Source organism: Paenarthrobacter aurescens, from assembly GCF_025421775.1.
Lineage (GTDB): Bacteria > Actinomycetota > Actinomycetes > Actinomycetales > Micrococcaceae > Arthrobacter > Arthrobacter aurescens_B.
This window is the reverse complement of the sequence record NZ_JAOEFX010000002.1, coordinates 481,565-500,710: the sequence shown is the minus strand read 5'-3', so window position 1 is coordinate 500,710 and position 19,146 is coordinate 481,565. Positions and strand designations below refer to the sequence as shown.

The 19,146-nt window shown below is 63.6% G+C and carries 17 protein-coding genes and 1 tRNA gene; all 18 read right to left on the bottom strand.

Features of this window, described 5'->3' with window-relative positions; all coding sequences use genetic code 11:
• Positions 1–21 precede the first annotated feature (21 nt).
• Positions 22–1,377: an ABC transporter substrate-binding protein gene (locus N7568_RS05625; RefSeq protein WP_261608906.1), complete on the bottom strand. Its 1,356-nt coding sequence runs from the start codon at positions 1,375–1,377 to the stop codon at positions 22–24.
• 323 nt (positions 1,378–1,700) lie between these two features.
• Positions 1,701–1,774, bottom strand: a tRNA-Leu gene (locus N7568_RS05620).
• A 21-nt stretch (positions 1,775–1,795) separates the two neighbouring features.
• On the bottom strand, positions 1,796–2,716 hold the full coding sequence (locus N7568_RS05615) for an N-acetyltransferase (protein ID WP_261608905.1): 921 nt from the start codon (positions 2,714–2,716) through the stop codon (positions 1,796–1,798).
• A 91-nt stretch (positions 2,717–2,807) separates the two neighbouring features.
• On the bottom strand, positions 2,808–4,262 hold the full coding sequence (locus N7568_RS05610) for an NAD(P)/FAD-dependent oxidoreductase (RefSeq protein ID WP_261608904.1): 1,455 nt from the start codon (positions 4,260–4,262) through the stop codon (positions 2,808–2,810).
• Positions 4,263–4,300: 38 nt separating this feature from the next.
• Complete coding sequence (locus N7568_RS05605; protein ID WP_261608903.1) at positions 4,301–5,689, bottom strand: S8 family serine peptidase; 1,389 nt, start codon at positions 5,687–5,689, stop codon at positions 4,301–4,303.
• Entirely contained in the window at positions 5,686–6,642 is a 957-nt protein-coding gene (locus tag N7568_RS05600) for a Ppx/GppA phosphatase family protein (protein WP_261608902.1), read from the bottom strand. The genes N7568_RS05605 and N7568_RS05600 overlap by 4 nt, the downstream gene beginning before the upstream one ends.
• Positions 6,639–7,319 carry a DUF501 domain-containing protein gene (locus N7568_RS05595; RefSeq protein WP_261609033.1) on the bottom strand — a complete coding sequence of 227 codons (681 nt, stop codon included), beginning with the start codon at positions 7,317–7,319 and terminating at the stop codon, positions 6,639–6,641. Before N7568_RS05595 ends, N7568_RS05600 begins: the two co-directional genes overlap by 4 nt.
• Positions 7,320–7,387: 68 nt before the next feature.
• Complete coding sequence (locus tag N7568_RS05590; protein ID WP_261608901.1) at positions 7,388–8,182, bottom strand: FtsB family cell division protein; 795 nt, start codon at positions 8,180–8,182, stop codon at positions 7,388–7,390.
• A 132-nt stretch (positions 8,183–8,314) separates the two neighbouring features.
• A complete protein-coding gene (gene eno / locus N7568_RS05585) occupies positions 8,315–9,595 on the bottom strand; it encodes a phosphopyruvate hydratase (RefSeq protein ID WP_231342452.1) in 1,281 nt (426 codons plus the stop codon).
• A gap of 116 nt (positions 9,596–9,711) precedes the next feature.
• Positions 9,712–10,401, bottom strand: a complete 690-nt coding sequence (locus tag N7568_RS05580; protein ID WP_261608900.1) for a MazG nucleotide pyrophosphohydrolase domain-containing protein — start codon at positions 10,399–10,401, stop codon at positions 9,712–9,714.
• Complete coding sequence (locus N7568_RS05575) at positions 10,379–11,521, bottom strand: adenosine deaminase (RefSeq protein WP_261608899.1); 1,143 nt, start codon at positions 11,519–11,521, stop codon at positions 10,379–10,381. Before N7568_RS05575 ends, N7568_RS05580 begins: the two co-directional genes overlap by 23 nt.
• Positions 11,522–11,582: 61 nt before the next feature.
• Positions 11,583–12,266 (bottom strand): DedA family protein, encoded by a 684-nt coding sequence (locus N7568_RS05570; protein WP_261609032.1) that lies wholly within the window; start codon positions 12,264–12,266, stop codon positions 11,583–11,585.
• A 192-nt stretch (positions 12,267–12,458) separates the two neighbouring features.
• Entirely contained in the window at positions 12,459–13,109 is a 651-nt protein-coding gene (locus N7568_RS05565; RefSeq protein ID WP_261608898.1) for a DedA family protein, read from the bottom strand.
• Between the two features lie 88 nt (positions 13,110–13,197).
• A complete protein-coding gene (locus N7568_RS05560) occupies positions 13,198–14,508 on the bottom strand; it encodes a thymidine phosphorylase (RefSeq protein ID WP_261608897.1) in 1,311 nt (436 codons plus the stop codon).
• Positions 14,505–14,909 (bottom strand): cytidine deaminase, encoded by a 405-nt coding sequence (locus tag N7568_RS05555; RefSeq protein WP_261608896.1) that lies wholly within the window; start codon positions 14,907–14,909, stop codon positions 14,505–14,507. The genes N7568_RS05560 and N7568_RS05555 overlap by 4 nt, the downstream gene beginning before the upstream one ends.
• 2 nt (positions 14,910–14,911) lie before the next feature.
• Complete coding sequence (locus N7568_RS05550; protein ID WP_089594145.1) at positions 14,912–16,201, bottom strand: ABC transporter permease; 1,290 nt, start codon at positions 16,199–16,201, stop codon at positions 14,912–14,914.
• Entirely contained in the window at positions 16,198–17,553 is a 1,356-nt protein-coding gene (locus N7568_RS05545; protein WP_261608895.1) for an ABC transporter permease, read from the bottom strand. The genes N7568_RS05550 and N7568_RS05545 overlap by 4 nt, the downstream gene beginning before the upstream one ends.
• On the bottom strand, positions 17,546–19,063 hold the full coding sequence (locus N7568_RS05540; protein WP_089597251.1) for an ABC transporter ATP-binding protein: 1,518 nt from the start codon (positions 19,061–19,063) through the stop codon (positions 17,546–17,548). The genes N7568_RS05545 and N7568_RS05540 overlap by 8 nt, the downstream gene beginning before the upstream one ends.
• Positions 19,064–19,146: the final 83 nt, after the last annotated feature.

The window sequence follows — 19,146 nt, the reverse complement described above, 5'->3', positions numbered from 1 at the left end:
TACGGTCTAGTGATGTTCGGCTTAGAGCTTGCCGAACTCTTCACGGACCGGCTTGTAGGTGTTGTCATCCTGGTATTCGTAGATACCGATGTACGCCTCGGTGGGGTCACCAGCGTCGGAGAACGTGACCGGACCGGACTGGCCGTCGTAGTCGATGTCCTTGCCTTCGCGGAGCAACGTGACACAGCCTGCGAAGGTGGTGCACTTCTCGCCGCCTTCAGAGACTTCCTTCAGCTTGGCTGCGATGTCCGTGCCCTTGGTGCTCTTGGCGGCCTCAGAGGCCAGCGAGATCAGGTTCACGGCGTCGTAGGACTCGCCTGCGTAGCTGTAATCCTTCAGCGCGGGATCGATGGCGAGGAGCTTCTTCTTGAAGTCGTCCTTGGCGAACGTACCGGGAATGGTTCCCTGTGCGCCCTTCATGGTGCCGGCCTGGAAGTCCTTGCTGTAATCCGAGGTGTTGCCGTCAACCATGAACAGCTGCGTGGGCTTGATGCCCTTGCCGGTGATCAAGGGGACGATGCTCTTGGCTTGGTCGAAGGTGATCAGGGCGATCGCATCCGGCTTGGCGGCGAGGACCTTGTCCACCTGGCTGCTGAACTGGGAGTCACCCTCGTTGAAGAGTTCTTCAGCAACAACCTTGCCGCCGGCTGCCTCGAAGGCTTCCTTGACGTTCTTTTGGAGTCCGGTTCCGTAAGCGTCGTTCAGAACGATCATGCCAACGGTCTGTGCTCCACAGGTGGCCATGTAGTTGCCCAGGACCTTGCCCTGCAGGACGTCGGACGGTGCAGTTCGCCAGTAGAGGCCCTTGTCGTCCCAGGTGGTGAAGTCAGGCGAGGTGTTGGCGGGCGAGAAGTGGATGACACCGGCGCCCGTGATCTGGTTGATGACCGTCTTGGAAACGCCTGAGGATGCGGCACCAATAACGGCGCTCACGCCCTGGCCCAGGAGGGCGGTGGTGGACTGCGTGGCGATGTCCGTCTTGGTATCACCGGAGTCACGGTGGACCACGGAGACAGGTGCGCCGAGCACGCCACCGGCGTCGTTGACTTCCTTGATGCCGAGGTTGACACCGGCAATTTCGGGTGGGCCGAGGAACGCCAGCGACCCCGTCGTCGGCAGGAGCGATCCAAGTTTCAGTGGTGCGTCAGTGGTGGTGGTCGAGGGAGGTACTGGTCCCGTGTTGGTGGCAGCCTGGCTGTTGCCGGCCCCCGCCCCGCCGCTGGGAGCCGGGCAGGAAATGCCTGCGGCCGCGGCGGAAGAAGACCCGGTCTGGGTAGGCGTCGAAGACCCACCACAAGCCGTGGCCAAGAGAGCGACCCCAATGCCAAGCGCTGTTAGCTTGGCGGCTCGGGGCGCCGCTGGGGAAAGATCAAACATGCGTTGTCTCCTCGATCGAAAGGTGCGAACTGCCTTTGATGCGATTACTCAGGTGTTCCTGATTAAGACTCAAACTAATGCAATTGGACGTCGAACATAAGTGATTCAGGTCACATCCCTATAACACTCGTTGCCTGTGGGGAATCTACGAGCCGGCTGGGAACTTCCGCGGAGGATCCTCCTGGGCACAGCGGAAGCGATTCCGGCGGGGCAGCCAACCACCAGACAGGCCGTCAAGCCCACTTTGGAGGGCCGAAGCCGCGGCAACAACAAAGCCTCCGAATCCCCTTTATTCGCAAGGGATTCGGAGGCTTTTTCTTGTGTGCCCCAGGTGGGACTCGAACCCACAACACGCGGATTTTAAGTCCGCTGCCTCTGCCAATTGGGCTACTGGGGCGCCCGGACCATGGTATCCCAGCTATAGCCGGTTAAAAGGTTCGGCGTAGCGGAAGGTGCCACGGACGCCGTCGGGCCATTCCGGCAGGGGCAGCAGCTGGAAGTGCTCGCCCCACATCGCCTCAGGCGGCTGCACGCCCACAGAGGTTGCCGGCACGTAACCGAAGCGTGGGTAGTACAGGGGGCTTCCGAGCAGGGCAATGCCGGGCTCCCCCGCGGCTGTGGCACGGGCCGCGGTCTCGCGCATCAAAGCCGAACCAACCCCGCGCTTCTGAAAGTGGGGAAGCACGCCGATGGGGCCAAGGGCTATGAGTTCCAAGTCACCGATCCAGCCCCGCGTACTGATGGCATGCCCCACAATCTCCCCACCCATTTCGGCCACAATGCTGAACTCCGGCAGATATTCACTGCACTCAAAGAGCTGGCGCAGCAGCCCTACTTCAATCGGCACGCCTTCCACGGGCTCTCCGGTTACCGGCGAGACGGAGAAGGCCTGGGCAGTCAGGTCCAGAATCTCGGCGCGGTCCTCGGGACGCTCACTGCGGAGCACAACACCGCGACCCAAAAGCCGGAGCACATCCATGGCCCGGCCGGCATCTGCGGAAGGCACCAGGAGGTGGTCATGATGGAAACCCGCAAGAACGTTGCAGCTGATTCCTGCGTGGGTCAGCGCGGCGCTCACGGCAGCCGTCAGGCCCACCGCTTCGAGTGCCGAGTGGACCTGGAGCGTGATCCACGTGGCCACGAAGTCGTAGCTGAGTCCGAGCGAATCAGCCTCGTCCCGGCGCAGGACTACCGTGAGTCCCTCCGCCTCGCGCACAGCCGCTTCAATACCACCCTCCAGTGGCCGGCCATGCGGCCACAGGGCGTAAACGTACTCGCCTTCGCGGGCCACGGGGTGCAGGGATTCCAAGAGGGTCTTCAGGTCGGTTTCGCCGGACATGGAAACAGTCTAGGGGCGCGGGTAACCCACCTGCTTAAACGCCGACGGCGACCACTCCCCTCAGGGGGGGGCGGCCGCCGTCGTGCGTGTACTACTTGGCGTCAGCAGTTACCGGAGTCTTGACCTCTTCGGCAACGGGCTTGGCTTCCACCGGCGCCGGAGCAGCTGCGGGCTTGGGAGCCGGCGTCGCTGCTGCCACGAAGGCACCGCGCGGGTTGTCGAGGTCGATCAGCTGGGTGGTGTCGCGGCCAGCGAAGAAGGCCAGGATCCAGCCGAAGACCACGCGGAACTTGCGCTCAACCGTGGGCATAGCCATACCGTGGTAGCCACGGTGTGCCAGCCAGGCGAGGCCGCCCTTGAGTCCGATGCGGCCGAGCAGGTTGATGTTGGCGACACCCTTCCACTCGCCGAAACCGGCAACAGCACCAAGGTTCTTGTGCTTGTAGTCGTGCAGCGGCTTGTCCCAGCGGGAAGCCCAGAGGTTCTTGGCGAGCTTCTTGGCCTGGCGAAGAGCGTGCTGGGCGTTGGGGACGCAGGTGCCGTCCGGCAGGCCCTTGCCTGTGAGGTCCGGGACAGCAGCGATATCGCCGGCTGCCCAGGCGTTCTCGATGATGCCTTCGTCGCCTGCAATGCGGAGGTCCGGGAGAACGCGGACGCGGCCACGCGGTTCCAGCGGGAAGTCGGTGGAGCGGATCATCGGGTTGGCCTGCACGCCTGCAGCCCATACCAGGGTGTCGGCTTCAACTTCCTGGGCCGGGGTCTTGTCCGGGAGGTTGATCAGCTTGAGGTTGCCCTCGGCGCTGTCCAGGGAGGTGTTGAGGAGAACTTCAATGCCGCGGCTGCGGAGGTGCTCCACAACCCACTCGGCCTGCGAAGCGGTGACCTCGGGCATGATGCGGCCCATGGCTTCGACCAGGATGAAGCGGACTTCTTCCTGACGGATGCGCGGGTTGTTGCGGACCGCGGCGCGGGCGAGGTCTTCCATTTCGGTGAGGCACTCGATGCCGGCGAAGCCGCCACCGACAACAACGAAGGTCAGTGCTTTGGCGCGCTCTGCGGGGTCGGTCATGGTGGAAGCGGCTTCAATGCGCTCCAGCACCTTGTTGCGCAGTGCAACGGCTTCCTCGATGGTCTTCAGGCCGATGCCCTTGTCCGCGAGGCCCTTGATGGGGAAGGTACGGGTGATGGCGCCTGCTGCAATAACAACGTCGAAGTACGGGATTTCGAAGTTGTCGCCGCCGTCGGACGGGGCGATGACCGCGGTCCGGTTGGCATGGTCGATGCTGGTGACGCGGCCCTGGATGAGCTCAGTCTGCTTGAGGTGCTGACGGTGGGAGACGACGGCGTGGCGTGCCTCGATGTTGCCACCGGCTACTTCCGGAAGGAAGGGCTGGTAGGTCATGTACGGCAGTGGATCAACGACGGTGACGATGCCGCCCGCGTTCGCGATCTTCTTCTGCAGTTTGAGTGCTACGTACAGTCCGACGTAGCCGCCGCCGACGACGAGAACCCGGGGACGGTCAATGAGCTCTGGGGTGGTTGCCATGAAACCAGAATACAGTACTTTGTGAAAATCTTCACTAACTACGTCTTGGCCGGCGGATCAACCGCCTGCAACACTCCAGTTTCAGCTTCCTCGGCAACAGCTGGAGGGTTTCTGGAGACCCTCCGCAGCTGGATCGCAGCACCTGTCACGAGCGCGATGAAAAGCGCTCCAAAGCCAAGCACGACGACGGCAGGAAGGGCTTCATCCATGGTCGCCGGCGTCTTGGCAGCAGGAACAGTCGGATCGGCAAGCGTGGGTGCTGCGCTGGTAGGACTCTCTACGGGCGCCTGCGAAGGCGTACTGAAGTCACCACGGCGATGGACACGTATCCAGTCTGCTATCGACCCCAGGGGATTGCTGCTGGTGGTGGGTACTTCCTCCTTCAGCGCAGCCTCGGCGTTCAGGATCCCATAGCCATACAGCGGGTCCTTCCCAGGCGCCCCCGCATCCTTGGCCGTGGACACAATCCTGTTGATGACCTGGGTGGCGCTCATCTCCGGCCATTTGGATCGGATGAGTGCAGCCACACCGGAAACGATGGGCGCCGCTCCGGACGTTCCCGCCCATTCGGCATACGCACCTCCCGGAATGCCGCCTACCAGTTTCTCTGCGGGAGCCGCTACGCCGATGCTGATGCCTTGTGACGAGGAATCCACGCTGGCCCGCCCTTCGCCGTCCAGTCCGGCGACAGTGAGGACGCCGGGGATGGTTGCCGGCGCTCCGACCTGGATATTGCCACCCACCCGGTTGCCCGCGGCGGCGACAATCACCACGTCCTTCTGCTCGGCATAAAGGAACGCTGCATCCCAGCTCTGGGGCCAGTCGGGCGATGTACTGCCCAAGGAGATGTTGATGACCTTGGCACCGTTGTCCACTGCCCACCGAACGGCATCCGGGATCTGTTCCTGGTCCGTCTTGCCGCCTGGATTGGGCGAGCCGAGCCAGGTTGAGACCGCGAGGATCTCCGCTTCGGGCGCGACGCCCACGATCCCGTCCGGCCCTCCGGCGGGAGGCGTGGTGGGCGGTGCCGGCGGTGCGCTGGCCGAGGGTGATGGTGATGCGGTGGGCGTGGTGTGTCCGCGCCCGGCGAGCATGGTGGCTACCAGGGTCCCGTGCTCGGTCTTGGCGCCGATGCTTTTCTGCCCATTGGGTGCCCCGGCTCCTGAGACGTCCGTCCCTCCGACCACGACGCCCTTCAGGTCAGGGTGGTTTCCATCAATGCCGCTATCGATGATGGCAACCTTGACTCCAGCCCCCTTGGATACCTGCCAGGCGTTGGTGACTCCCGTTTCCTTGAGCCAGAACTCCTTGTCGCGCCAGGCATCTGCGTTGGCGGCCGGAGCCGTCAACAGTGCACCGGCCAGCGCCCCACCGGCCAGGGCCGAGGCCAAGGCAGCGGAGAGGGTACGTCGGTAGCGTAATGTCATTCGGCATCCCGGATGCTGAGGGCAATGCCGTCCAGGATGTCATGCTCACTCGAGACCGCCGTGGTGATGCGGCCGTGGCTGACCGTGGACAGCCTGTCAAGGATGCGGCGCCACACCAGCGCGCCCGCGCCAATGACGTCCACGCGGCCTGGGTGCATGTACGGAAGTGCTGCGCGTTCGTCCCGCGTCATTTCCAACAGGCTGGTGCAGGCATCACTGATGGTCTGGAGGTCCAGGGACGCGCCATGGATCCGTTCAGGCTGGTACTTGCTCAGCCCCAGCGCGTGCGCCGTGATGGTGGTGATGGACCCTGCCACGCCAACCACAGCCGTGGCGCGGTCAAGCGGCACCGCCTGCCCGGCAAGATCAAGTGCGGCATCGACGTCGGCCTCTGCTGCGGCGATTTGCGCAGAAGTGGGCGGATCGCTGCGAAGGTGGCGTTCAGTGAGCCTCACGCAACCAATATCCACCGAGCGTGCCGCGATGACGCCGTTGGAGTCGCCCAGGACGAATTCGGTGCTGCCTCCGCCAAGGTCCACCACCAGGATGGCGTCCTCCCCTGTCGCGGGCAGGACGCTGCTGGCGCCGGCGAAGGAAAGCGCTGCTTCCTCGTCACCGGAAATAACCTCAGGTTCCACGCCCAGCAGGTCCCGGATGCCGTCCACGAAAACTTGACGGTTGCGTGCGTCGCGGGTAGCGGACGTCGCTGCGAAACGAACGCGCGCGGCACCGTGCTCCTTGATGAGTTCGGCGTAATCACGCGTTGCTGCGAACGTGCGTTCCAAGGCCTCGGGTGCCAGTTCACCCGTAGCGTCAACACCCTGGCCCAGCCGGACCACCCGCATGTCGCGAACGACGTCGGCCAACGGGCTTGACGCTCCGTTTGCCGCAACATCTGCGATGAGGAGGCGGATCGAGTTGGTTCCGCAGTCGATTGCTGCCACGCGGCTCATGCAGTGCCTTCCGGTTCGCCGACGGCGGTCCTGGGTTTCCGCACGGGGGCAGGGCGCCCAACAATGTCCGGCAATCCTTGCGGGCCATGGCGGCTCAAGTCCCGGGAAGGAGCCTCGCCCGCTGTGTCCCACGCGCCATCACAGTAGCAACGGTCTTTGGTCCACCACTCCGAAATGGATTCGAGGGCCTGGTCCCCCAGCGGGTTGACGCCGGGCCCGGCAGCCAGCGAATGACCCACCAGGACATGGAGGCACTTCACGCGCGTCGGCATGCCGCCGGCGGAGATTCCATCGATCTCGGGTACCGCGCCGGTGCCGGAGCGACCGGCGATGTCGTTACGGGCCTGCAGGTAGGACTCGTGGGCCCCCTGGTAGGCCCTGGCCAACTCCTGGTCGGCTGTCAGCCGCTCGTTCATCTCATTCATGAGCCCGCCCGCTTCAAGCCGCGACACTGCGGAGGTGATGACGGGGTGGGTCAGATAGAAGGTGGTGGGGAACGGTGTTCCGTTACTGAGCCTCGGTGCGGTGGCCGCCACCAGCGGATTGCCGCATACGCATCGTGCCGGGATCTCAACGACGTCCCGGACGGGCCGGCCGAGCTGTCGGCTCAGGACCTCAAGATCGTGTGCTGATGGCTGGCGGGATTCCTGCGGCACGGCTGCCGTGTTCTCTTCCACTTGCGCTGCCACCCTTCCTGCCCTTGTTGCCGTGTCCACTGCGGACACGACGGCGGTGGGCACCGCGTCTAGTCAGTTGCCGATCGTCTGATTGACTCCCAGAGAGCATCCACCCAGGGCAGGTTCTCCGGGTTTGCAGACGATCCGGAGCCGGTGCGGCCACCCGGCGTGCCGGCGGCTTCTTCTCCCCCAAACACCCAGTAACCTGTTTCACCCGGCATAACCATGTTAATGCGGTCGCGGGCCTGCTGTTTCACGTAGTTGGGGTCCTGCCACCGGGAGAGCTGTTTATTCAGCTCGGTTTGCTCCGCTTTCCGGCCGGCAATCTCGGCTTCCAGAGCGGAAATTTCGGCGCGTTTCTCCAGGAAGATCTTCACCGTGGGAGCCAGCATGATGGTGATGGCAATCATGACGACGGCCAATGCCAGCATCCGTCCGGAGAACGCCTTCGCCGGTACGGGATCCAGCTCGCGGTCATCCTTGGCTCCGGGGCCCGGCTTGTCCGACGCCTTGTCCGCGGGCTTCGCCGAAGTCCCCCCTGGCTTCCTTGGAGTAGAGGTCCTGCTGCCTGCGGGACCCTTCGAGCCAGCCGAGCCCTTGGTGGGGTCCGACGCTTTGGCAGCCGCTGCCGGAGTGGATGGTTTTGACGTGACTCGCGTGCCGCCAAACTCCGCTTTGATGACGTCTGCACCGTCAGAACCTGCGCCAGAACCTGCACCGCCAGAACCCGTGGTGGCACCACGTGGCGTGGCACCGGGATTCCGTGTGTCGCTGGATGGACGGCCTGCACCTGCTGGACGGCCTGCACCGGACGGACCGCCCAGGGCGTCGGCCCTGGGTACCTTTGGACGACGGGTGGCCATGACACTCCTGTAATGCCCGGTGCTTGCCTGGCGGGTTGCTGCGCGTGCTTTTCCTGATCTGGCCAGCGTTAAACAGAACCGGTGGCCATGGTCTTTCCACCATAGCCACCGGTCAGCTGTTTTTGCGGAATGCTAGCCCTTGAAACGCGGGAACGCGCTGCGGCCGGCGTAGCGTGCGGCGTCATCGAGTTCTTCTTCGATGCGGAGCAGCTGGTTGTACTTGGCAACGCGCTCGGAGCGGGCCGGGGCACCGGTCTTGATCTGGCCCGCGTTGGTGGCAACGGCGATGTCAGCAATGGTGGTGTCCTCGGTTTCGCCGGAGCGGTGCGAGGTGATGGTGGTGTAACCGGAGCGCTGGGCCAGGGAAACGGCGTCCAGCGTCTCGGTCAGGGAACCGATCTGGTTGACCTTGACCAGCAGGGAGTTGGCCGTGGCGGCGTCGATGCCCTGCTGCAGGCGGACCGGGTTGGTGACGAAGAGGTCGTCGCCCACCAGCTGGACCTTGTCGCCGATGGTGTCGGTGAGGGTCTTCCAGCCTTCCCAGTCGTTCTCGTCCAGCGGGTCTTCAATGGAAACCAGCGGGTAGTCGGCAACGAGCTCAGCGTAGTAGGCGCTCATCTCGGTAGCGGAAAGTGCCTTGCCTTCGAACTGGTAAGCACCGTCCTTGTAGAACTCGGAAGAGGCAACGTCCAGTGCCAGGGCGATGTCCGTACCCGGGGTGTAGCCGGCATTCTTGATGGCTTCCTGGATCAGGTCCAGTGCGGCGCGGTTGGACGGCAGGTTGGGGGCGAAGCCACCCTCGTCGCCGAGGCCCGTGGAGAGGCCCTTTTCCTGGAGGACAGCCTTGAGGTTGTGGTAAACCTCAACGCCCCAGCGCAGGCCCTCGGAGAAGGTCTCGGCACCGATCGGGGCGATCATGAATTCCTGGATGTCCACATCGGAGTCGGCGTGCGAGCCGCCGTTGAGGATGTTCATCAGCGGAACCGGCAGAACGTGGGCGTTCGGGCCGCCCAGGTACTTGTACAACGGGAGGTCGGCGGAAGCTGCGGCAGCATTGGCAACGGCCAGTGAAACACCCAGGATGGCGTTGGCGCCGAGCTTGCCCTTGTTGGGCGTACCGTCGAGGTCGATCATGGCCTGGTCGATGCTGCGCTGGTCAGTGGCGTCGAAACCAATCAGGGCCGGGGAGATCTCGTCGATAACGGCGTCAACGGCCTTCTGGACACCCTTGCCGAGGTAACGGCCCTTGTCGCCGTCGCGAAGCTCAACGGCCTCGTGTTCACCGGTGGAAGCACCGGAGGGAACTGCTGCACGGCCGATCTGGCCGTCGGAGAGCAGGACCTCAACTTCTACGGTCGGGTTTCCGCGGGAATCAAGGATCTCGCGTGCGTGGATGGCATCGATAAGCGCCATGGATGTGCTCCTTATGGGCAAATTACAGGAATGAGGAGGGAAATTCTCAACGTCCTCGTCGCTACTAGCGTAGTCGAGAGTGGCTTAGGTTACGGAACAACTTCCAAAGACTCACGTCATGAAGGTTGGGCCTGGTTGGTCTGAAACGTTCGAACTGCGGAACGGAGGGCCCGTTCGGCGTCGAGTCCTTGCTCCCGGGCGCCGGCGACGACGGCGAGCAGCAGCTCGCCAAGGGCCTCTTCCGAGGCCGGGATGACAGGAAGTCCGACGGCGGCCAAGGCACCTTGCGCGTCAACCTCCAGGCCCGCGCGTACCGCCCGGTCGAGGGACTTTTGCGCCGCTGCCAACGCCGGAAGGTGCGGCGGAATGCCCTCGAAGGGGTCCTCCCGCTCCGGCTTCTCCGCGCGTTTGGCTGCGTCCCACTTGACGATGATTTCCTCGACACTGGCCGGGAAACTCTCCTGCAGTGAACCGTCGGCTTTGAAGACGTGCTGGTTTCGCCGGACCATTTTGGCGGTGATGCTGCGTGCTACTGCATCAAAGTCAAAGCTGCCCCGTTCTTCGGCGAGCCGGGCGTGAAGCACTACCTGGAGCAGTACATCGCCCAGCTCGCCGCGGAGCTCATCGTCAACAGCACCTGCCTCGATCGATTCCACCACTTCGTAGGCTTCCTCGATCAAGTACTCGACGAGTGACTCGTGTGTCAGCGCACCCATCCAGGGGCAGTGCTCCCGGAGGGCGGCTATTGTCCGGATGAGCTCCGGCAAGCCGCTTGAGCCGGTGTCAGCCGAGGTTGGCGTAGGCATCGTTGATGTACTCGACCAAAGCTTCACGTTCGTCCAGCGGCAGGAAAGCTGCCTCGGCGGCGTTGAGCGTCAGTTCCAGCAGATCATCGAGGTCGTAGTCGAAGGTCTCCACGAGCAGTTCGAACTCATCCGTCAGGGTGACGCCACTCATGAGGCGGTTGTCCGTGTTGATGGTGACGTTGAAGCCGAGCTGGAAGAGCATATCCACCGGGTGGCTTTCGATGCCCTCGCCAAAGCCGGAGATGGCGCCGGTCTGGAGGTTGGACGACGGGCAGATTTCCAAGGCGATTCCGCGGTCGCGGACCCAGGCTGCGACGCTGCCGATGGTCACCATGCCAATGGTGTCCTCGCCGTCGTCGTCCGAATTGTCTTCAAACTCCACCGAGATATCCTCGGCGATCCGCACACCGTGGCCCAGGCGCAGGGCGCGGCCATCAACCAGTGCCGACTGGATGCTGTCCAGGCCCGCGGCCTCGCCTGCGTGGACCGTGGCCGGGAAGTTGTTTTCGGCGAGGTACGTGAAGGCATCCTTGAAGCGGGACGGCAGGAAGCCGTCTTCAGCTCCGGCAATGTCAAAGCCCACGGCACCATTGGCACGGTGGCGGACGGCGAGCTCCGCGATTTCCTGGCCACGGTCAGCATGCCGCATGGCGGTAATGAGCTGGCCCACCTGGATCTGCTGGCCACGCTCTTCGGCTGCGTCCACTCCGGCTTCAAGGCCCGTCTGAACCGCCTCAACAACCTCATCCAGGGTCAAGCCCTTCTGCAGGTGCTGCTCCGGTGCCCAGCGGACTTCGCCGTACACGACGCCGTCCTCGGCCAGGTCTTCCACGAATTCCTTGGCAACCCGGAACAGGCCTTCCTTGGTCTGCATGACGGCAATGGTGTGGTCAAAGGTCTCGAGGTATCGGACCAAGGAGCCGGAGTCAGCGGACTCGCGGAACCACTCGCCCAGCGCAACGGGGTCGGTGGAGGGCAGCGTGTGGCCCACCGCCTCGGCGAGCTCGATGATGGTGGCGGGGCGGAGGCCTCCGTCGAGGTGGTCATGCAGGGAGACTTTGGGGAGGCTCTTCAGATCGAAGTCGAGGGCAGGGGCGGCGTCAAGTATGGGCTCAGTCACGTACCAAGACTAACGTGCAGGTGTCCCCAAGCGAGCTTCCGGGTTTGGTACTGCTGTCGCGTTAGCTGGCAGGCTTGGAGAGGTCGACGCCGGCGATCGCCTTTTCTGCGGGATCGGCTGCTGCCACTTGGGTGCCGGCAGCAGCTTCCTTGGCGAGGTCCTTCTTCTCCAGGTACTTGTGCCACCAGCGGAGGGCGTGATCCACCACAATGCCAAGGACCACGGCGAAGGCAACCGCGATGCCGACGCCCAGGAGCGGGTTGTGATGCACCCACTGGCCTGCGAGGAGGCCGATACCGATGGAGTAACCTACCCACGTGATGCAGGCGAAGGCGTCCAGCCAGAAGAAAGTCCGGTGGCGGAAACCGGTTTGTCCGGCCACGTAGTTCACGGCCACACGGCCCCACGGAATGTAGCGGGCCGTGAAAATCAGGACCGCCCCGCGCTTGTCCAGCTCGTACTGCGCCCAGGCGAACATCTTCTGGACCTTGGGCCGACGCATCCATTTCCAACGGGTGAGGCCGATTTTCCGGCCCAGCATGTAGGCCATGTTGTCGCCTGCCATGGCGCCTACCAGAGCGGTAGCTCCCAGGATCCACAGGTTGGGCTCTCCGCTGTGAAGGGACAGCGCCGAGAGGCCAACAATGGCTGTTTCGCTGGGAAGGATGGTGGCGAATCCGTCAATGAAGAAGAAGACCAGCAGGACCGGGTATATCCAGGGCTGCCCGGCTGCATGCTCGAGCATTTGGTTCAAAAACTCCACGCGGCGGTAGCTCCTAGACGAATATGACTTGACGGTGTGACGGAAGTCGCTCTAGTGTCCCACGGCCGGGACGTCGTTCGCTACGTCCCAGCCTTGGGATCACACGCTTAACGCTATAGGTGCTGAGAAGGTGCCGTCGTCAACCGCCGGGCTGATCTTGCGGGTCCTGAAGCGTCATACCGTGGGTGGAGTCGGGGCGTCTTCCTCAGGGATGTTCTTGCCATCCAACGGCACGGATCCACGGACTTTGCTGATGATCCGATCGATGATGATTCCCAGGATCACGGCAACCACGATCGCTATGACAGCACCCAGGAGATGGTTGTCCTCGAACCAGACGCCAAAGAAATACCCCAGGATCACCGAATACGTGGCCCACAGGACGGCGGACATTGCCGTGAGGGCCACGAAGCGTCGGTGGTGGAAGTGCGTGGCACCGGCCGTCAGGTTGACGGCCACCCTGCCAATGGGGATGAAGCGGGCCACCATGATGAGCGAGGCCGACCGGCGTCGGAGTTCCTTCCCTGCCCAACGGAAAGCGCCTTGCATCCGCTGCGTGCGCATCCACCGCCACCGCTGGATCCCGATGCGGCGGCCGATAATGTACGCGATGTTGTCCCCTGAGAACGCCCCCAGGGCTGCCATCACGCCGAGCAGCCATACATTGGGCGAGCCGCTGCTCCCGGACACGGCGCTCAGGCCAACCACCACGGATTCGCTGGGAATAGGTGGGAAGAAGCCATCTATCACGCAGCAGGCCAGCACCAGGAACAACACCCAGGGCTGCTCCGCCGCGGCGAGGATGAAATCGTTGATGCCCTGCACGGTTTCCTTACGGTAGCCGGCTCCCCCACAGGCGCCGGATGACTGGTGTTCCGGGCCGTCCTTGGCGAACGGCCCGGAACACTTAAGCCTAGGCGATTCGGTCGATGATGAGCTGATGCGCCGGGCGTGAACCCTCGGGCGCGATCACCACGGCATCCTGGAGCGCTTCCTTGGCCCGTTCGAACTTCCCGGGAGTATCCGTCAGGAGAGTCATCAAGGGCTCGCCGGCGCGTACCAGTGCACCGGGCTTGGCGTGCAGCCGCACACCGGCTCCAGCTTGGACCTGGTCCTCCTTGCGTGCCCGCCCCGCGCCCAGCCGCCACGCCGCAACACCCACGGACAACGCGTCCAACCCCACAAGGACGCCGTCCGCCGGTGCGTAGACGACCTCGGATTCCTTGGCTACGGGCAGGGTGGCCCGGGGATCTCCGCCCTGGGCTTCGATCATCCGGTTCCACACGTCCATGGCACGGCCGTCCTTGAGTGCCGCTGCCGGATCGGCGTCGTGGATGCCGGCACCCGCCAGCATTTCCTCGGCCAAGCGGACGGTCAGTTCGACGACGTCTTCCGGACCGCCGCCGGAAAGGACCTCCACCGATTCCTCAACTTCGATCGCGTTTCCGGCCGTCAAACCGAGAGGCGTGGACATGTCCGTGATCAGCGCCACCGTGTGCACGCCGGCGTCCTTGCCCAAGGCCACCATGGTCTCGGCAAGCTCGCGGGCACGAGCCTCGTCCTTCATGAAGGCACCCGAGCCAACCTTCACGTCCAGCACCAATGAACCCGTGCCTTCCGCAATCTTCTTGCTCATGATCGAAGAGGCAATCAGCGGGATGGCTTCCACCGTGCCCGTCACATCGCGCAGTGCGTAGAGCTTCTTGTCGGCAGGAGCCAGCCCGGAACCTGCCGCGCAGATGACTGCACCCACGTCCTGGAGCTGGGCCATGATCTCGTCGTTGCTCAAGTTGGCGCGCCATCCGGGGATGGCTTCGAGCTTGTCCAATGTTCCACCCGTGTGGCCGAGCCCCCGGCCCGATAGCTGTGGAACCGCGACGCCGAAGACGGCCACCAGCGGTGCCAGCGGCAGCGTGATCTTATCCCCTACCCCACCGGTGGAGTGCTTGTCGCTGGTAGCCTTCATGCCGCCGTCGGGCCTTCTCAAGGACGAAAAGTCCATCCGCTCCCCCGAGGCGATCATGGCGGAAGTCCAACGCGAAATCTCGGCGCGATCCATGCCGTTAAGCAGGATGGCCATGTTCAGTGCGGCCATCTGCTCCTCGGCAATGACACCACGGGTGTAGGCATCGATCGTCCAGTCAATCTGCTCGGGAGTGAGGGTGCCCTTGTCACGCTTGATGGAGATGATCTGGACGGCATCGAACGCTTCAGTTTTGGTCACGTGGTTTCCTCCAGGTTTTCGGGACCGAAGGCATCAGGGAGCACATCGTCCATGGTTTTGATTCCCTGCGTGGTCATGAGCTGCATGCCTGGAGCCCGGAACTCGTAGAGCAACTGGCGGCAACGTCCGCACGGCATAAGGATGTTGCCTTGGCCGTCCACGCAATAGAAAGCGGCCAGCCTGCCACCGCCGGTCATGTGGAGTTCCCCCACCAAGGCACATTCGGCGCAAAGCGTCAGACCGTAGCTGGCATTCTCCACGTTGCAGCCACTGATAATCCGGCCGTCCTCGGTGAGGGCCGCGGCCCCCACCGGGAACTTGGAGTACGGCGCATAGGCACGCGCCATGGCTTGCTTTGCCGCATCTTCCAGAGCGGGCCAGTCGATGTCATTCGCAGGCATCGTCAACCCTTCACGTACGGTATGCCGCTTGCGGCCGGTGGCCGCGACTTACCCACCAAACCGGCGACGGCGAAGATGGTCACCAGGTACGGCAGCATGGCCATGAACTGGCTGGGCACCGGGGTACCGATGATGCCCAGGATCGACTGCAGGTTGTAGGCGAAGCCGAACAGCAGCGAGGCCAGGAAGGCACCTATCGGGTTCCATCGTCCGAAGATCAGGGCAGCCAGTGCGATGAAGCCGCGGCCACCGGAGATGTCCTTCGTGAAGGAGTCGATGGTCACCAGTGTGAACACGGCTCCACCGATGCCCGCGATGGCGCCACCCAGGGTGACGTTCCAGAAGCGGGTGGCGTTGACGTTGATACCGAGGGTGTCAGCAGCCTGCGGGTGCTCACCGACGGCGCGGACACGCAGGCCCCAGCGGGTCTTGAACAGGCCGAACCACACCACGGCCACTGCGATGTACATGAGGTAACCGGCGATGGACTGCTCAAACAGGATGGGTCCGATGATGGGGATGTCCGACAGCAGCGGGATCGGCAGGATGTCCAGGCGCCCCGGGGTATTGAACTGCTCCTTGTTGGGAACCATGAGGGTGCCGTACAGGAAGCCGGTGAGGCCCGAGACCAGCACGTTCAGGACAACGCCCACAATGATCTGGTTGACCAAGTACTTGATGCTGAACACGGCGAGGACCATGGAGACCGCGGCACCGGCTGCAGCCGCCGCGATCAGGCCAATGTAGGGGCTGCCCGTCATGGTAGCCACCAGCGCAGCGGTGAAGGCACCGCCCAGCAACTGGCCTTCAATGGCAATGTTGACCACGCCCACGCGCTCACAGAGCACGCCGGAGAGAGAGCCGAAGACCAATGGCACGGCCAGCGTTACCGACCCCGCTACAAGGCCAGCCAGCGAAATGGACGGCTGCCGTGCGCCTGCCACAATCCAGACGAGCAACGCAAACACGAACACCACGGCAAACGCGATGGGCAGCCACTTGGGCGAGCGTTCTCCCTGCGTCCAGAGGTAGATGGAATACGCGGCCATGGCCAGGAGCAGAATGCCGAAGACCACCCCGCCCACCTGCCCCGGAATCATGAGCGCCGGGACGGCAACGGCGTCACCGGCGTCGCTGATCTTCATCTCGGCTGTCTGGTCCGGGCCCAGGAAGCCGAAGAAAACCAGGGCTATGAGGGCAAGGATGCCGAGCGAGAGCGGGACTTTCATGGAAGGCCGGAATGCCGGCAGGGCCGTTGAACCCGACTTCGGAGCGGTGGTTGTCGCGCTCACTTGGCACCTCCGGAGGCGTTGACGAGGGCAGCCTTGGGAGCCGCTTTGGGTGTCTTGTTCTTCTTCTTGGGCTCAAGCCGGAAAATCGACCGGATGAGCGGAGGGGCTGCGATGAAGAGCACGATCAAGGACTGCACCACCAGCACGATATCGATGGGCGTTCCCGTCTGGATCTGCATCTGCACTGCCCCTGCACGGAAAGCTCCGAACAGCAGGCCGGCGAAGAACGTCCCCCACGGCGTGCTGCGTCCCAGCAGGGCAACCGTGATGGCGTCAAAGCCGATCTGGGCAGCGACACCGCCGGTCAGCACCTTTTCGGTACCGGCCACCTGGGCAATACCGCCAAAGGCGGCGAGGGCACCTGCCATCGCCATCACCAGGATGGTGGCGCGGGACACCTTGACGCCGGCGGTCCGTGCAGCGACGGGGTTGGCGCCAACAGCACGGAACTCGAAGCCGATGGTGGACCGGTTCAGCAGCCACCACACGCCGTAGGTCAGCGCTATGGCCACCAGGAATCCCAGGTGGAGACGGGAGCCGGGGATGAGGACGGGATACGTTGCCGACTCGTCCAGGCGTGGCGAAATGGGGCTGTTGTCCCCCGGACGCCGGAACGCAGCAGTGTTCAGCAGGAAGTCCAGCAGGAACAAGGCCACGTAGTTCAGCATGATGGTGACGATCACCTCGTGCGCGCCGGTCCGTGCTTTGAGGATGCCAACGATGGCACCCCAAAGTGCACCACCCAGGACCCCCATGATGATGACCACCAGCAGGTGCAGGCCGAACGGCAGGTGCCAGGCGAAACCTACGTAGGCGGCGAGCGTGGCACTGATGATGATCTGGCCTTGGGCACCGATGTTGAACAGTCCTGCACGGAAGGCCAGGGCAACGCCAAGGCCGGCACAGATCAGCGGGGTTGCCACGGTCATGGTTTCCAGCAGCGGCTGCAGTCCCTGCCGGGGGTTGAAGACCGACCCTTGGAAAAGGGCAACGTAGCTCTCGGTCATGGCAGACCACAACGCGCTCAGGAAATCCGCGGGCCGTGCAAACAGGTAGCCTGCGGTTTTGGCTACCTGGGCGTCCGTGCTGGCAATCAGCAGGCCACCCAGGAACAGCGCCACGATGACGGCCAGGACGGAAACGAAGCCGTTGCCCATCACGATGCGGCGCAGGAGGCTGCCGTGCTGCGCTCCTGAATCGCCGCTTTGGGAAGACACCGGAACGATGGACGGTTCCAGCATGCCTCCCGCGGTATCGAGTGAGACATCTGCCGCACGGAGGTCCGCTGTGGACTGGTCCTCAGCGGGCAGGGCGGGTGTTGGTTCGCTCTTGGACTGATCGTTCTCAGTCATCGGAGCCTCCTTCCGGGCCGACGCCGGCCATCATCAAACCGAGGGTGTCGCGGGGCGTTCCGGCGGGGACGATGCCCACGAGCTTGCCCTTGTAGAGCACGGCAATCCGATCGGCGAGTTCGATGACCTCGTCAAGTTCAGTGGAAACGATCATGACCGGCGTTCCGACGTCACGTTCGGCAACGATGCGCTTGTGCAGGAACTCGATGGAGCCGACATCCACGCCACGGGTCGGCTGGCTCGCGATGAACAACCGCAGAGGCCTGGACAACTCCCTGGCCATGACCACTTTCTGCTGGTTGCCGCCGGAGAGGGTTCCGGCGGCCGACCCCGCAGAAGGAGTCCGGATATCGAATTCTTCGATCTTGGCCTTGGCATGCTCGGCAACCTTGGCCGGCTTCATGCTGATGCCGCTGGCAAACGGCGCTTGGTCATACAGGTCAAGCACCAGGTTTTCGGCGACCGAGAAGGGACCAACCAGTCCATCCACAGTGCGGTCCTCCGGAACAAAGCCGACACCCGAGCGCAGCACCTCCTTGACCGGAAGGCCCAGCAGTTGCTTGCCGTCCAGGGTCACGGAACCTGTGACGTGCTCCTGCACGCCCAGGATGGCTTCGGTGAGTTCCGTTTGGCCATTGCCTTGGACACCCGCGACGGCGAGGATCTCGCCTTGGGCGATGTCGAAGCTGATCCCGTCCACCACGTTGGTGCCGTTGGCAGCGCGGACCGTCAGGTTTTCCACCACGAACGTGGTTTCCTTCGGCTGCGCGGGTGCTTTGTTCAGGCTCAGGCTGACGGGGCGGCCCACCATCATGGAGGCCAGTTCGGTGGCGGATGCCGTGGGAGGCGCATCCCCCACTACTTTGCCGCGGCGAATGACGGTGATGACGTCGGAGACAGCCTTCACTTCACGCAGCTTGTGCGAGATGAAGACGATGGACGTACCGCCGGCTTTGAGCTGCCGCATGATGTCCAGAAGTTCATCGGTTTCCTGGGGCGTCAGCACTGCGGTGGGCTCGTCCAGGATGAGGACCTTGGCTTCGCGGACCAGTGCCTTGATGATCTCTACACGTTGCTGGACGCCCACGGGGAGGTCCTCCACCAAGGCGTCGGGATCCACATCGAAGCCGTATTTGTCGGAGATTTCCCGGATCTTCTTCCGGGTTTCGTCCATGCTGAGCACACCGCCGAACGAGGTCGGCTCCGCACCGAGGGCCACGTTTTCCGCCACCGTGAAGACGGGGACCAGCATGAAGTGCTGGTGCACCATGCCGATGCCGGCCGCCATGGCATCACCCGGGCCGCGGAAGTTGACCGGCTGGTCGTTGACCAGGATCTGGCCGGCTGTGGGCTCGTACAGCCCGTACAGCACGTTCATAAGGGTTGATTTTCCGGCACCGTTTTCGCCGAGAAGGCAATGGATTTGGCCGGATTCGACCACGAGGTCGATGTCTTGGTTGGCGTAGAAGGTCCCGAAGGCTTTCGAGATCCCCTTCAATTCGAGTTTCACAACTCCCACCGTTCTGTGAGTCCGAGGGACGGCTGTACTGCTCCAAAGCCACTGGCTTTGAGGCCCAGCGTAGTCAGGGCAAA